We start from the raw sequence: 13359 nt of genomic DNA, 5'->3' as shown, positions 1-13359 counted from the left end.
CGTCATGGGGGCTCAGCCGACGAGTTCCGCGTGGTGGCGGCGCCTGGTGGGCGCCCAGCAACGCAGGATGTCGCGGACCGAGACGATGCCGACGGGCCCGTGGCCGTCCAGCACGATCAGATGGCGGAAACCGCCGTGCGTCATGGCCTCCGCGGCCTCTTCCAGGGTCCAGGTGGGCGCGGCGAAGACCACATCGGTGGTGGTGTGGGTGGCGGCGGTTTCGACGTCGGGGTTCTGGCCGGAGCCGATCGCGTTGAGGATGTCGCGCTCGGTGAGAATGCCGAGCCCGCTGGTGTCCCGGTCGAGGACGACTGCGGCTCCGATGCGGCGGACCGACATCAGCCGGGCGGCCTGGCGGAGCGTATGGGTCGGTCCGATGGTGAGGACCAGCGTACTCATGGCGTCACGGACGAGCATGAAGAGAGCCACCTCCTTCGTGAAGCGACTGCGTGAGCCGGTTCACAAGTTCACAAGCGGGGGGACTCTCAGAGTTGCACCGATGCGTGACCGGAACAAGGGGGGACGAGATCATCCGAGGGGCGCGCGGTGGTGCGCGACGCCCCTCGGGGGCGTGATCCGGATCAGTAGCGCTGGTTCAGATAGCCCAGGAGTTCGTGGTGGAGCAGTCCGTTCGAGGCCGCCGCGTTGCCGCCGCCGGGGCCGGACACTCCGTCCAGGCTGGTGAACTTCCCGCCGGCCTCCTGGACGATGATCGCGTTGGCGGCCATGTCCCAGAGCGAGAGCTCCGGCTCCGCGCAGATGTCGACCGATCCCTCGGCGACCATCATGTACGGCCAGAAATCCCCGTACCCGCGAGTGCGCCAGCAGGCCCTGGTCAGATCCATGAACCCGTCGAGCCGGCCCTGCTCCTCCCAGCCGCTCAGCGACGCGTACGCGAACGAGGCGTCCGCGATCCGCTCCACCTTCGACACATGCAGCCGGGTCGCGGACGTCAGACTGCGGCCGGAGAACGCCCCCGCACCCTTCGCCGCCCACCAGCGTCGGTTCAGCGCGGGGGCCGATACCACGCCGACCACCGGCTGGAACCCGTTCTCACCGGCCTCCATCAGGGAGATCAGCGTCGCCCAGACCGGCACGCCGCGTACATAGTTCTTGGTGCCGTCGATCGGGTCGACGACCCAGCGCCGCGGGCCGGTGCCCTCGATTCCGTACTCCTCGCCCAGAATCGCATCGCGCGGGCGCGCCCGATGGAGGTGGCCGCGGATCAGTTCCTCGGCGGCCTTGTCGGCCTCGCTCACCGGCGTCATGTCCGGCTTGGTCTCGACCTTGAGATCCAGAGCCTTGAACCGGTCCATCGTCGCCGCGTCGGCGGCGTCCGCCAGCACATGGGCGAGGCGCAGATCATCGTGGTAATCGGGCATGTCGTCACAGTATCGACCGCAGGTGAACAGAGCTACAGGACCCCGCGGCCGCTCGAAACCATTGACAGTCCCCGCAAGCGCGTCAACTCTGGGACGCACAGCCCTTGGCGCGGGAGGCGATGATGCCCACAGCGCGAGACGCATTGCTGGACGCCGCCCTCTCGGCATTGGCCGGCCTGCCCTGGTCGGCGGTGCGCATGGTCGATGTCGCGTCCGCCGCCGGAGTCTCCCGGCAGACCCTCTACAACGAGTTCGGCAGCAAGGACGGCCTGGCCCGCGCCCTGGTCCGGAGCGCCGCCGACGGCTATCTGGCCGGAGTCGACCGGGCGCTGGGATCAGCAGGCGGTACGGGGGACAGGCTGGCGGCCACCGCTGCCTGGACCGTCCGCGCCGTTCAAGCGAATGCCCTGGTCAGAGGGTTGCTCACGGGCTGCTGGGGTGAGCGATTACCCCGTCCCGTACACCCTGCGGCGCCGACCGCATCGCTCGTGCCCGCGCAGCGGCGTGCCGACGCCGGGACGCCGACGCCCGCCGAGTTGCTCGGCCAGGTCGGAGCGCGAGCGGTGGCTGCCCTCGACGAGGGACGGCCACCGCACGACCCGGAGGTACTGGCCGCTACCTGCGAGATCGCACTGAGGCTCGCACTGAGTTACGCGCTGGTGCCGGCTCCCCCGGGGACGGAGGGGGAGCCGACGCCGCTGGTGCGAGAGGTGGTGGAGTGGCGACCGACCGGGTGAGCGCCGGGTGCGCGAGGCGGAGCAGGCGGGCCGGGAGCCGTCGGGCCCTACGGTCAGTGGGACGAGCCCGAGAGCTGCAGTCCGATCACTCCGACGATCACCAGCGAGATCGAGACCAGCTTGAGGGTGGAGACCACGTCGTCGAGGAAGACCATGCCGTAGATCGCGGTGCCCGCCGCGCCGATGCCCGTCCATACGGCGTAGGCGGGCCCCACGTCGAGTTTCTTCAGCGACAGCGTCAGCAGACCGAAGCTGCCGAGGGCGAAGACGCAGAACGCGACGGTCGGCCAGAGCCGGGTGAAACCGTGCGAGAGTTTCAGACAGACAGCGAAACCGGTCTCCAGAAGTCCTGCGACCACGACCAGCAGCCACGCCATCGTCAGTGCCCTCCCACTCGGTGACCCCCTTGCCTCGCTGGGCGTGATTATGCACTTACCTGCGGCAGCGGATCGCAAACGTGCCGGGGTCAGTCGCCTTCGCGTCGCTCCCGGGTGGACATCAGCCGCCGCAGCGATTCCAGCCGCGCCGGATCTGCGTGGCCGTCCGCCACCCAGGCATCCAGCGCGCATTCCGGTTGATCGCTGTCGTGGGTGCAGCCGCGCGGGCAGTCCTCGGTGCCGGGCTCCAGGTCGGGGAACGCGTGGATCACCCGGGACGGGTCGATGTGGTTGAGCCCGAAGGAGCGCACACCCGGGGTGTCGATCACCCAGCCGCGGTAGTCGGGCAGGGGGAGCGCCAGCGCCGATGTGGTGGTGTGCCGGCCGCGGCCGGTGACCGCGTTGACGACCCCGGTGGTACGCCGCCGGTCCTTCGGTACGAGTGCGTTGACCAGCGTCGTCTTCCCGACACCGGAGTGCCCGACGAACGCGGTGACCCGGTCGTGCAGCTGCTCGCGGACCCGCTCCGCCGCGTCGCCGTTCTCCAGTTCCTCGCGGCTGGTGACGATGAACGGGACGCCCAGCGGGGTGTACGCCTCCAGCAGCTTGTCCGGGGAGGCCAGATCGGACTTGGTCAGCACCAGGAGCGGGGAGAGCCCGCCGTCGTACGCGGCGACCAGACAGCGGTCGATCATCCGCGGGCGCGGTTCCGGATCGGCCAGTGCGGTGACGATCGCCAGCTGGTCGGCGTTGGCGACGACCACCCGCTCGTACGGATCGTCGTCGTCCGCGGTCCGGCGCAGCACCGAGCGGCGCTCACCGATGCGGACGATGCGGGCGAGGGTGTCCTTGTCGCCGGACAGATCGCCGACGATGGAGACGGTGTCACCCACCACAGCGGCCTTCCGTCCCAGCTCACGGGCCTTCATCGCCATGACCGTACGGCCGTCGACGAGACAGGTGAGGCGGCCGCGGTCGACGGTGAGGACCATGCCCTCCTCGGCGTCCTCGTGCTTCGGACGGGTATGAGTGCGAGGCCGGTTGCCCTTCGGGTTGGGGCGGAACCGGATGTCGTCCTCGTCGGGGTTCTTGCCGTAGCGGCGCATGTCTCAGGCCCCGAGCATTCCGGTCCACATCTGCGGGAAGTCCGGCAGGGTCTTGGCGGTTGTCGCCACGTTCTCGATCTCCACTCCGGGGACGGCAAGGCCGATGATCGACCCCGCGGTTGCCATCCGGTGGTCGTCGTACGTATGGAAGGTACCGCCGTGCAGCGGCCGGGGCCGGATGTGGAGCCCGTCGGCGGTCTCGGTGACGTCGCCGCCGAGCTCGTTGATCTCCTTGGTGAGCGCGGCCAGCCGGTCCGTCTCGTGCAGCCGCAGATGAGCGACACCGCTCAGGGTGGACGGGCCGTCGGCGAGGGCCGCGACCGCCGCGATGCCCGGGGTCAGCTCGCCGACCTCGCCGAGGTCGACGTCGATGCCGTGGATACGGCCCGAACCGGTGAAGGTGAGGCCGCGCTCGGTCAGCTCGCAGCTGCCGCCCATCGCGGTGAAGATCTCCCGCAGGGCGTCACCGGGCTGGGTGGTGCGCTCGGGCCAGTCGGGGATGGTGACCCGGCCGCCGGTGACCAGTGCGGCGGCGAGGAACGGCTGGGCGTTGGAGAGGTCGGGTTCGACGGTCAGATCGCGGCCGAGCAGGGCGGAGGGCGAGACCCGCCAGACGTTCGGCTCGCCGCCCGTCTCCGGCTCGTCGACCTGGGCGCCGACGGCCCGCAGCATGTCGACGGTCATCCGGATGTGCGGCATGGAGGGGAGTCTCGCGCCGGTGTGGCGCACCTCCACCCCTTGGTTGTAGCGCGGCGCCGACAGCAGCAGCGCCGAGACGAACTGGGAGGACGAGGAGGCGTCGATCGACACCGGTCCGCCATCCAGCGCACCGCCGCCGTGCACGGTCAGCGGCAGCGAGCCGCGCCCGTCGTCGTCGATCCGGGCGCCCAGTACCCGCAGCGCGTCGATCACGCCGTTGAGCGGGCGTTCGTACGAACGGGGGTCGCCGTCGAAGCGGATCGGGCCGTCGGCGAGGGCCGCGACCGGCGGCAGGAAGCGCATGACCGTCCCGGCATTGCCGACATCGATCGTGGTGGGTCCGTGCAGCCCGGCCGGGATGACCCGCCAGGCCTCGCCGGAGCCGTCCGGGCCGACGCCTTCCTCGATGCCGACGCCCATCGCGCGCAGCGCCTCGGCCATCAGCAGGGTGTCGCGGGAGCGCAGCGGGCGGCGCAGCCAGCCGGGCTCGGCGGCGAGAGCGGAGAGGACGAGGGCGCGATTGGTGACCGACTTCGATCCGGGCACGGTGACGGTCGCGTCGACGGCGCCGCTCGCTCGGGGGGCGGGCCAGAGGGCGGGGTGCACGGCACTTTCGGTCATGGACCTCACTTTAGTGGCTCACCGCGAACCCGAATCTCGATCAAATAAGACGAAACCGGTACGTAACGCAAGCATGGTAAGTGTCGCCGGGTGCCACCGGCCCTCACATGCCGAGCAGCCAGCGCCCGCCACCGATCAGTGAGCAGAGCGACACCGCGTGGAAGAGGAACAGCCAGAGCGCGGCCGGCACGTCCGTCAGCCGCGACAGCTGGTCCGCGTCCGAGTCCGGCGCACCGCCGTGCCGGCGCTTCGACTGGAGCTCGAAGGCCGGGCGTACGCCGCCGAGCAGCAGGAACCAGACCACGGTGTATGCGAACAGCGACTGCACGGCGGGCGAGGCGAGCCAGGACACCAGCAGGAAGGCCGATCCGGTGAAGATCACCGTCAGTGCCCCGTACACATTGCGGATCATCACCAGCATCACGGCGAGCAGTGCGGTGGCCACCCACAGCAACAGCGTGATCCTGCCGTCGACCAGCAGCCACGCCCCGCCCAGGCCCAGCAGCGGCGGGGCGGTGTAGCCCGCAGCCGCGGTCAGGATCATCCCGATGCCGGTCGGCTTGCCGCGGCTGACCGTCAGCCCGCTGGTGTCCGAGTGCAGCCGGATGCCGGACAGCTGTCGTCCGGTGAGCAGTGCGATCAGCCCGTGCCCGCCCTCGTGCGCGATGGTGATCGCGTTGCGGCTCAGCCGCCATATCAGGTTCGGTACGACGGCTATCAGTGCGAGCGTTCCGGTCACTACCACCAGCCACTGCTCGGGCGCGGGCTGGGTGCCGAAGACGCGGTCCCACAGATTGCCCAGATCGGTGCTGTCCATGGCGTGGGCGGCTCCTTGCGGTATCGGCGTCTTGTCGTCGTGACGGTCGTGGCAGTCTGGCACTTATGTGCGGACGGTATGCAGCGAGTCGGCGGCCCGAGGATCTGACCGGACTCTTCCAGGTCGAGAAGTGGGAACCGGCGGAGACCTTGGCGCCCGATTGGAACGTGGCGCCGACCAAGGAGGTCTACGCCGTACTGGAACGTCCTGTGAAAGACGCAGATGATCAGCGTCCGGTTCGCCAGCTGCGCGCTCTGAAATGGGGGCTCGTACCGTCGTGGGCGAAGTCCCCCGAGGGCGCAGCACGCATGATCAACGCCCGTGCGGAGACCGTCCACGAGAAGCCGTCCTTCCGCCGCCCCTTCGTCTCCCGGCGCTGCATCCTGCCCGCCGACGGCTACTACGAGTGGGTCACCGGTACGGATGAGCGGCAGCTGGAGGAGAAGGGGAAGAAGAAGCGGCCGCGCAAGCAGCCCTACTTCGTGACACCCGCCGACGGATCGGTCTTCGCGATGGCCGGACTGTACGAGTTCTGGCGCGACCGGACACTGCCGGACGATCATCCGATGGCCTGGTGGGTGACCTGCTCGGTGATCACGACCGAGGCGGAGACCACCCCGCTCGCCGTCGCCCCCGCAAAGGGCCCGGCCGCACTCGCCGACATCCACCCCCGGATGCCGCTGATGCTGACCCCGGACCGGTGGGACGCCTGGCTCGACCCGTCGCGCACCGACATCGAGGAGCTGAAGGGGCTGCTCACACCGCCACCGGGCGGGCTGATGCGGGCCTATCCGGTGGCCACAGCCGTCAGCAACGTCCGCAACAACGGTCCCGAGCTGTTGGAGGAGCTGACCGCGCCGGAAGCGAGCACGCTCTTCTGAGCCTCTTCCGACCGGGCAGGATGGGGTGCGTGAGTACTGCAGAGACAGGCCGCAGGGCCGAGACGGTCGACACGGAAGCCGGGCCGGCCAGGATCACCTGGCTGCCCGCCGAGAACGCGAAGAACGCCCGCCTGGTGCTCGCGGTCGGCCATGGTGCGGGTGGCGGCATCGAGACCCGCGACCTGCGCGCCCTGGCCGCCGTGCTGCCCGCCCACGGGGTGACCGTCGCCCTGGTGGAGCAGCCGTGGCGGGTCGCCGGTAAGAAACTCGCGCCCGCGCCGAAGACCCTGGACACCGGATGGCGGGGCCTGTGGCCCGCGCTCACCGCCGCGGGACTGCCCGTCGTCGCGGGAGGGCGCAGCGCCGGGGCGCGGGTGGCCTGCCGTACGGCGGCGGAGCTCGGTGCCCACGCCGTCCTCGCGCTCAGCTTTCCGCTGCATCCGCCGGGGAAGCCGGAGAAGTCCCGCAAGGACGAGCTCCTCGGATGCGGAGTACCCACGCTCGTCGTGCAGGGCGGCCATGACCCGTTCGGGCGGCCCGCCGAATTCCCTCCGGGGGAGTACGAGATCACCGAGGTGCCGTACGGCGACCACGGGTTCGCCGTACCGAAGAAGTCCGGCCTGACCGAGGATCAGGCGATGGAGGTCCTCACCGCCGCCGTGACCGCGTGGCTGTCCACCCTCGTCTGACGTACGCCCCCTGCGGGTGGAGCCGGTCACACCCACGGCGGCAGCCCGGACACACCCCGGGAATGTTGAGCGAGGGGCCACTGTTGTGGGTGACATCGGTACATCAACGTCGTATGTGGAGAGGGAGTCCGTCGCATGGGTTCGACCATCTGCCCACGCCGCTCGAACGCCGCTGACCTGGAGTGGACGGTCCTGCATGCGACCAAGACCACTCCCGAGCGGGCACTGAGCGGATCGGATCGACAGCCCGTCTCGAAGGAAGGTCGACTATTCTCCGATTCGAGCGGGTCCGGTTTCGGCTCCGCCACAGCGTTGGAGGAGGTGGGTCCGGTCACTGGGACCGACACAGGGACCGACGACGGCCGCGCACAGGAGACGACTGCCGAGCGCAACGCGCGCTTCGAGCGGGACGCTCTCGGTTTCCTCGACCAGATGTACTCGGCCGCGCTGCGCATGACGCGCAACCCCGCAGACGCCGAGGACCTGGTCCAGGAGACGTATGCCAAGGCGTACGGATCCTTCCACCAGTTCCGTGAGGGCACCAACCTCAAGGCGTGGATGTACCGCATCCTCACCAATACGTTCATCAACTCGTACCGCAAGAAGCAGCGCGAACCTCAGCGCAGCGCCGCCGAGGAGATCGAGGACTGGCAGCTGGCGCGCGCCGAGTCGCACATGTCGACCGGTCTGCGCTCCGCGGAGTCGCAGGCCCTCGACCACCTGCCCGACTCGGATGTGAAGTCCGCTCTGCAGGCGATCCCCGAAGAGTTCCGCATCGCCGTGTATCTCGCAGATGTAGAGGGCTTTGCCTACAAGGAGATCGCGGACATCATGGGGACTCCCATCGGTACGGTGATGTCCCGACTGCACCGGGGCCGCCGCCAACTGCGCGGCATGCTGGAGGACTACGCCCGTGAGCGCGGGCTCGTCCCGGCCGGTGCCGGAGAGTCGGACGATCGGAAAGGCTCGGGCTCATGAGCTGCGGAGAGCCGCACGAGACGGACTGCTCAGAGGTCCTCGATCATCTCTACGAGTTTCTCGACCACGAGATGCCCGACAGCGACTGCTCCAAGTTCGAGGTGCACTTCGAGGAGTGCTCCCCGTGCCTGGAGAAGTACGGCCTGGAACAGGCCGTGAAGAAGCTGGTGAAGCGCTGCTGCGGCCAGGACGACGTGCCGACCGATCTGCGTTCCAAGGTGATGGGCCGGATCGACCTGATCCGCTCGGGGCAGGCGGTGCCCGAGCAGGACGTGACGGCGTCGGAGACCGGTCAGCCGACCGTCGCCAAGGAGTGACGACCGGCGGCCGTCGCTCGTAGCCGCGCCCCCGTAACGCCCGCGTCCCGCGCACATCACCCGAATGTGCTAATCGGGCTCATCGACGCTCGACGGCACACACAACTCGCTAGCCTGGCGCCTTCATTGACCATGTTGGGGGGCGGGCGGGGCGGGTGGGAGCCACACGCGGGGCGGCGCGCGCGTACATTCCGACGGCCGCGGTCGGCGCCCTGTTATGTGTGCTCCCCGCGCTGGGAACGGGCGCCGGGACCCCGTGGGCCACTGTCGGACTGCTCACCGGGCTCTATCTGGTCTGTGAACTCCCCGGGCGCTGCCCCTTCTTCGGCAGCTCCGTGCCGATCGGCGCCGGATCGTTCTTTCCGCTGCTGCTCGCCGCCGCCTTTCTGCTGCCGCCGGCCGCGGCCGCCCTGGTCGCGATCCCCGGATCACTCGTCGGCCGGGTGGAGGCCCCGCCCGCGACCGCACGGCGTGTCTGGCGGACCGCGCAGCTCGCCGTCACCGTCTGGGCGGCCTCGTCCGTACACGGTCTGCTCGGCGGCACCGCCACGCTCGGCGGCACCGGCACCGGCACCGGCCCCGACCGGCTCCCCGACCTCCCGTACGCCCTGCTGCCCGCCTGCGCCGCCGCCCTGGCCTTCAGCCTCGTCCTGACCGCTCTGGACGGTTCCATCCTGGTCGCGGCCGAACGGCTGCCCGTCCGGCGTGCCTGGAGCGGACTGCTGTCCCGCTCGCTGGGACCGCATCTGGTGCACGGCCTCGCAGGGCTGATGATGGCCGTCCTGTGGCGCGGGCCGTACGGGCCGCTGTCCGCGCTCATCGTCCTGCTGCCGATGTACATCTCCTGCTGGGTCTTCGCCCAGTACCACCGCGAGCACGCCGCCCACCGCGCCACCATCAGGGCACTGGTACAGGCAGTCGACATCAAGGACACGTACACCCGCGGTCACAGCGAACGGGTCGGGCAGGCCTCCGTCCTCATCGCCCGCGAACTGGGCATGGACCAGGGCCGGCTGGAGCTCCTCCGGTTCGCCGGCATCCTGCACGACGTGGGCAAACTCGGCGTCCCCACCCGGGTGCTCCGCAAGGACGGACCGCTCACCCCTCAGGAGCGGCGGGTCATCGAACTGCATCCGGAGTACGGGCACGAGATCGTCCGCGGCATCGGCTTCCTCGGCGAGGCGCGGGCCGCGATCCTGCACCACCACGAACGGCTCGACGGCAGCGGCTACCCGTACGGGCTCAGCGGGCGGGAGATCCCCGAGTTCGCACGGGTCGTCGCGGTGGCGGACGCCTTCGACGCGATGACGTCGACCCGGTCGTACCGGCGGGGGAGGCCGGTGCCCGCGGCGCTGGAAGAGCTGAAGCGGTGTGCGGGTACGCAGTTCGATCCGCAGATGGTGCGGGCGTTGGTGCGGGCGGTGGACCGGCACGGGTGGTCGGCGGCGACAGTGGTGGTGACGGCGGACGAGGCGTTCTGGCGGCCGCGGAGGGAGGGGGCGGCGGGCGGGGGTGCCGAAGCCGTCCGGGGGCTGGTTCGTCCTCAACCGCCGGACGGCCCCGGCACCCCCGGTCTGCAGCCGTCCGCGGACCGTCGCCGATGACCCGGGTCGGGTCGCAGTTGCCCCCCGTCGTCCTCGCCGTCCGCGGCGCAGCTGCGATGCTCGCCGTCGCCGGGCTGGGCCACACCCTCTGGGACGGTGTCCACGAACCCGGACACGCCCTCGCCTTCGGGGTGCTCATCACCGTCGGTGAACTGGCCCGCTGGGGCGCGCTGCCCGGCGAGCGCGAGCCCGCGCCGCTCGGAGCCGCCGGCGCACTCGCGTACGCCCTCCTCGGCCGCAGCGGCGGCGCACCCACCACCCACGGCCTCCTCCAGGTGGTAGCCGTACTCGTCGCGGCACAGCTCGTCGCCTGTGTGCCCCATGTGGCACGCGGCAGCGGACCCGCGCCCGACCGGGTGGCCCGCCGCATCCTGACCGTCGCCTTCGCCGCCGTGTGCTTCCAGCCGCTGTACAACTCCGGCCGCACCGCGGACTGGTTCGGCGAAGGCCCGTACTACGTGCTCTTCATGCTCCTGCTCCTCGTTCTGACCGCCCTGTGCGATGCCGTGCTCGCCGCCCTGCTGCTGCGCTCGCACACCGTCCCCCATGGCTTCAAAAGCATGGGAGGTACCCCCCTGCCGTACGGGCCGCTGCTCCGCGACGAGCTGCGCGCCCTGATCGGCATCGGGTCGGCGGTCTGCGCGACCGGGGTCGTGATGGCCCTCGGGGTCGCCGTCGCCGGGCTGTGGGCGCTGCCCGTCCTGTGCGTACCGCTGCTGCTGACCCAGGTCTCGTTCCGACGGTTCGTCGCCGTGCGCACCACCTACCGGCAGATGATCACCTCGCTCGCCCGGTCCACCGAGATCGCCGGATACACCCCGCACGGGCATGCCCGCAGGGTCGCGGTGCTCTGCACGGCCGTCGGACGTGAGCTGGGGCTCTCCGGGAGCGAGCTGACCGTGCTGGAGTACGCGGCCCTGATGCACGACATCGGCCAGCTCTCCCTCGTCGACCCGGTCCCGGACGGGGCGACGGCCACCCTGCCCGCCGCCGAGCAACGACGCATCGCGCTGCTCGGAGGGGCCGTCGTCCGGCAGACCGGGGTGGACACCGAGGTTGCCGTCGTGGTGGAACGGCAGGCCGACCCCTTTCGCGAGCAGCCGTTGTCCGCCAGGATCGTCAGGGCCGTGAACGCATACGACGACCTCTCCGGGGAAAGTCTCATCGGGCCGCTGGGTGCGCTGGAACAACTCAGGCTCGGTACCGGTCGCGACTATCAGCCCGAGGTCGTGGAATCCCTGGCCAGGGTCCTGGCCAGGGGCGGTCTGACCCCCGTCCTGCCTGGGTAACCCATGGGTAATGAGCGGGCGTCCGGCCCGGCATGGTTGGATGCGAAGAAGAGCGGAAAACGAGGGTGTCCAGTCGGGACAGGCGGGAATCGTGAGGATCTTCGGGAAGGTACGGCATCGGCCCTCCGCCTCTTGGCGGCAGGCCACGGACCGCGCGTTCACGCTGATCGGCGACGGCCGGTACGAGGACGCGGGGGCGCTGCTGACACGTGCGGCGGACCTGGAACCCTGGCTCTCCGAGTCGTGGTTCAATCTGGCGCTGCTGCACAAATTCCGGCATGACTGGGAACAGGCGAGAGCCGCCGGCCTGAGGGCCGTCGCGCTGCTCGACAAGGAATCCGGTGCTCCCGACTGGTGGAACGTCGGGATCGCCGCCACCGCACTGCAGGACTGGCCGCTGGCGCGCCGGGCCTGGCAGGCGTACGGCCTCAAGGTGCCGGGCGCGGGCCAGTACACCTCGGCGGCCAACAGCGAGCCGGTCGGCATGGAGCTGGGCAGCGCGGCGGTACGGCTGTCGCCGGAGGGCGAGGCCGAGGTCGTCTGGGGCCGCAGGCTCGATCCGGCCCGGATGGAAGTGCTCTCCATCCCGCTGCCGTCGTCCGGCCGACGCTGGGGCGAGGTCGTCCTGCACGACGGCGTGCCGCACGGAGAGCGGGTCACCGCGGCCGGCCCCTCGTACCCGGTCTTCGACGAGATCGAGCTGTGGGCGCCGTCCCCCGTACCCACCTGGGTCGTGCTGCTCGAAGCGGCCACCGAGGCGGACCGGGACGCCCTGGAACAGCTGGCGTCCGACGCCGGGTTCGCCGCCGAGGACTGGTCGTCCTCCGTGCGGCTGCTCTGCCGGGCCTGCTCGGAGAGCCGGATGGAGAGCGACGAGGGCGACGGCGAGCACCTGGACCCGCACGACCACAGCGAGCCGGGGCATCCGGGCCCGCTGGGGCACCGCACCGCCGGTGAGCTGTGGGTGCCCGAGCGCGAGTGCGGGATAGCGGCACCGGCCGGGCTGGTGCGCGGACTGCTGGACGGCTGGGTGGCGGACAGCCCGGACAGCCGTGAGTGGCGGGATCTCGAAGAAGTCTGCTGATCGGTGCCCGTAGGCTGTACGGGCACCGATCGCGGTGCTCGGGTGCCCGGGACCCGGTCCATCGGACGTCCGGGTTTCAGGTTTTGAGGAAGGCGTACGGCGGACATGGCGCAGCAGGAGACGGACGAGCAGATCAGCGTCGACGACGAAGGTTTCGTCGTGGACACCGAGGACTGTGAGGCGCGCGAGGCGGCACATCGTGAGCGCGGCACCTCCCGTCCGATCACGGTCGTGGGCAACCCGGTGCTGCACAAGGAGTGCAAGGACGTCACCGAGTTCGACGACGAGCTGGGCCGGCTGATCGACGACATGTTCGCGAGCCAGCGGACGGCGGAGGGCGTGGGCCTTGCCGCCAACCAGATCGGCGTCGACCTGAAGGTCTTCGTCTACGACTGCCCGGACGACGACGGTGTGCGGCACGTGGGCGCCGTCTGCAACCCGGTGCTGGAGGAGCTGGCGCCCGAGGACCGGGTCCTGGACGACTCCAACGAGGGCTGCCTCTCCGTCCCGACGGCGTACGCCTCGCTGGCCCGCCCGGACTACGCGGTGGTCCGCGGGCAGGACGCCAAGGGCAACCCGGTCAAGATCCGCGGCAACGGCTACTTCGCCCGCTGCCTCCAGCACGAGACGGACCACCTGTACGGATACCTGTACATCGACCGGCTCTCGAAGCGGGACCGCAAGGACGCGCTGCGACAGATGGCGGAGAACACACCGCGCTACGAGACCGTGCCGAACGACTGAGCACCCGGTTGTCACCGGTCGGGCCCGGTCTCCC

General features: G+C 70.4%; 15 protein-coding genes. 9 read left to right on the top strand and 6 right to left on the bottom strand.

Annotated elements, in window-relative coordinates; all coding sequences use genetic code 11:
• Positions 1-12: 12 nt before the first annotated feature.
• Positions 13-417, bottom strand: a complete 405-nt coding sequence (locus OG609_RS13490) for a CBS domain-containing protein (RefSeq protein WP_327273029.1) — start codon at positions 415-417, stop codon at positions 13-15.
• A gap of 164 nt (positions 418-581) precedes the next feature.
• Positions 582-1382: a histidinol-phosphatase gene (gene hisN, locus OG609_RS13485; protein WP_327273028.1), complete on the bottom strand. Its 801-nt coding sequence runs from the start codon at positions 1380-1382 to the stop codon at positions 582-584.
• 119 nt (positions 1383-1501) lie between these two features.
• On the opposite strand from hisN, the gene OG609_RS13480 reads away from it, so the two are divergent.
• Positions 1502-2119, top strand: coding sequence for a TetR/AcrR family transcriptional regulator (locus OG609_RS13480; protein WP_327273027.1), 618 nt, complete (start codon positions 1502-1504; stop codon positions 2117-2119).
• A gap of 53 nt (positions 2120-2172) precedes the next feature.
• On the opposite strand, the gene OG609_RS13475 is transcribed toward OG609_RS13480, so the two are convergent.
• The 4 genes from OG609_RS13475 to OG609_RS13460 all read right to left on the bottom strand — a co-directional run bounded on the left by OG609_RS13475 (position 2173) and on the right by OG609_RS13460 (position 5739).
• On the bottom strand, positions 2173-2496 hold the full coding sequence (locus OG609_RS13475) for a DMT family transporter (protein WP_114246542.1): 324 nt from the start codon (positions 2494-2496) through the stop codon (positions 2173-2175).
• Between the two features lie 89 nt (positions 2497-2585).
• Positions 2586-3602, bottom strand: coding sequence for a ribosome small subunit-dependent GTPase A (rsgA, locus tag OG609_RS13470; protein ID WP_327273026.1), 1017 nt, complete (start codon positions 3600-3602; stop codon positions 2586-2588).
• Positions 3603-3605: 3 nt separating this feature from the next.
• Positions 3606-4922: a 3-phosphoshikimate 1-carboxyvinyltransferase gene (aroA, locus tag OG609_RS13465; protein WP_327273025.1), complete on the bottom strand. Its 1317-nt coding sequence runs from the start codon at positions 4920-4922 to the stop codon at positions 3606-3608.
• Between the two features lie 103 nt (positions 4923-5025).
• On the bottom strand, positions 5026-5739 hold the full coding sequence (locus OG609_RS13460; RefSeq protein WP_327273024.1) for a M50 family metallopeptidase: 714 nt from the start codon (positions 5737-5739) through the stop codon (positions 5026-5028).
• 65 nt (positions 5740-5804) lie between these two features.
• Here OG609_RS13460 and OG609_RS13455 point away from each other — a divergent pair, with 65 nt between their 5' ends.
• The 8 genes from OG609_RS13455 (at position 5805) to def (ending at position 13325) form a co-directional block, all read left to right on the top strand.
• Complete coding sequence (locus OG609_RS13455; protein ID WP_327273023.1) at positions 5805-6620, top strand: SOS response-associated peptidase; 816 nt, start codon at positions 5805-5807, stop codon at positions 6618-6620.
• Between the two features lie 29 nt (positions 6621-6649).
• Positions 6650-7309: an alpha/beta hydrolase family protein gene (locus OG609_RS13450; protein WP_385651041.1), complete on the top strand. Its 660-nt coding sequence runs from the start codon at positions 6650-6652 to the stop codon at positions 7307-7309.
• 321 nt (positions 7310-7630) lie between these two features.
• Positions 7631-8287: a sigma-70 family RNA polymerase sigma factor gene (locus tag OG609_RS13445; protein WP_189273941.1), complete on the top strand. Its 657-nt coding sequence runs from the start codon at positions 7631-7633 to the stop codon at positions 8285-8287.
• Positions 8284-8604 carry a mycothiol system anti-sigma-R factor gene (gene rsrA, locus OG609_RS13440; protein ID WP_114246548.1) on the top strand — a complete coding sequence of 107 codons (321 nt, stop codon included), beginning with the start codon at positions 8284-8286 and terminating at the stop codon, positions 8602-8604. The genes OG609_RS13445 and rsrA overlap by 4 nt, the downstream gene beginning before the upstream one ends.
• 155 nt (positions 8605-8759) lie before the next feature.
• On the top strand, positions 8760-10208 hold the full coding sequence (locus tag OG609_RS13435; RefSeq protein ID WP_327273021.1) for an HD-GYP domain-containing protein: 1449 nt from the start codon (positions 8760-8762) through the stop codon (positions 10206-10208).
• Positions 10205-11497, top strand: a complete 1293-nt coding sequence (locus OG609_RS13430) for an HD-GYP domain-containing protein (protein ID WP_327273020.1) — start codon at positions 10205-10207, stop codon at positions 11495-11497. The genes OG609_RS13435 and OG609_RS13430 overlap by 4 nt, the downstream gene beginning before the upstream one ends.
• A 91-nt stretch (positions 11498-11588) precedes the next feature.
• Positions 11589-12581 (top strand): tetratricopeptide repeat protein, encoded by a 993-nt coding sequence (locus OG609_RS13425; protein ID WP_327273019.1) that lies wholly within the window; start codon positions 11589-11591, stop codon positions 12579-12581.
• Between the two features lie 105 nt (positions 12582-12686).
• Positions 12687-13325 carry a peptide deformylase gene (def, locus tag OG609_RS13420; RefSeq protein ID WP_114246551.1) on the top strand — a complete coding sequence of 213 codons (639 nt, stop codon included), beginning with the start codon at positions 12687-12689 and terminating at the stop codon, positions 13323-13325.
• The last annotated feature ends 34 nt before the right edge of the window (positions 13326-13359 follow it).

This window comes from Streptomyces sp. NBC_01224 (assembly GCF_036002945.1).
In the GTDB taxonomy this organism is placed as follows: domain Bacteria; phylum Actinomycetota; class Actinomycetes; order Streptomycetales; family Streptomycetaceae; genus Streptomyces.
Note: the sequence above shows the minus strand (reverse complement) of the source record. Positions and strands in the feature narration are given on the sequence as shown.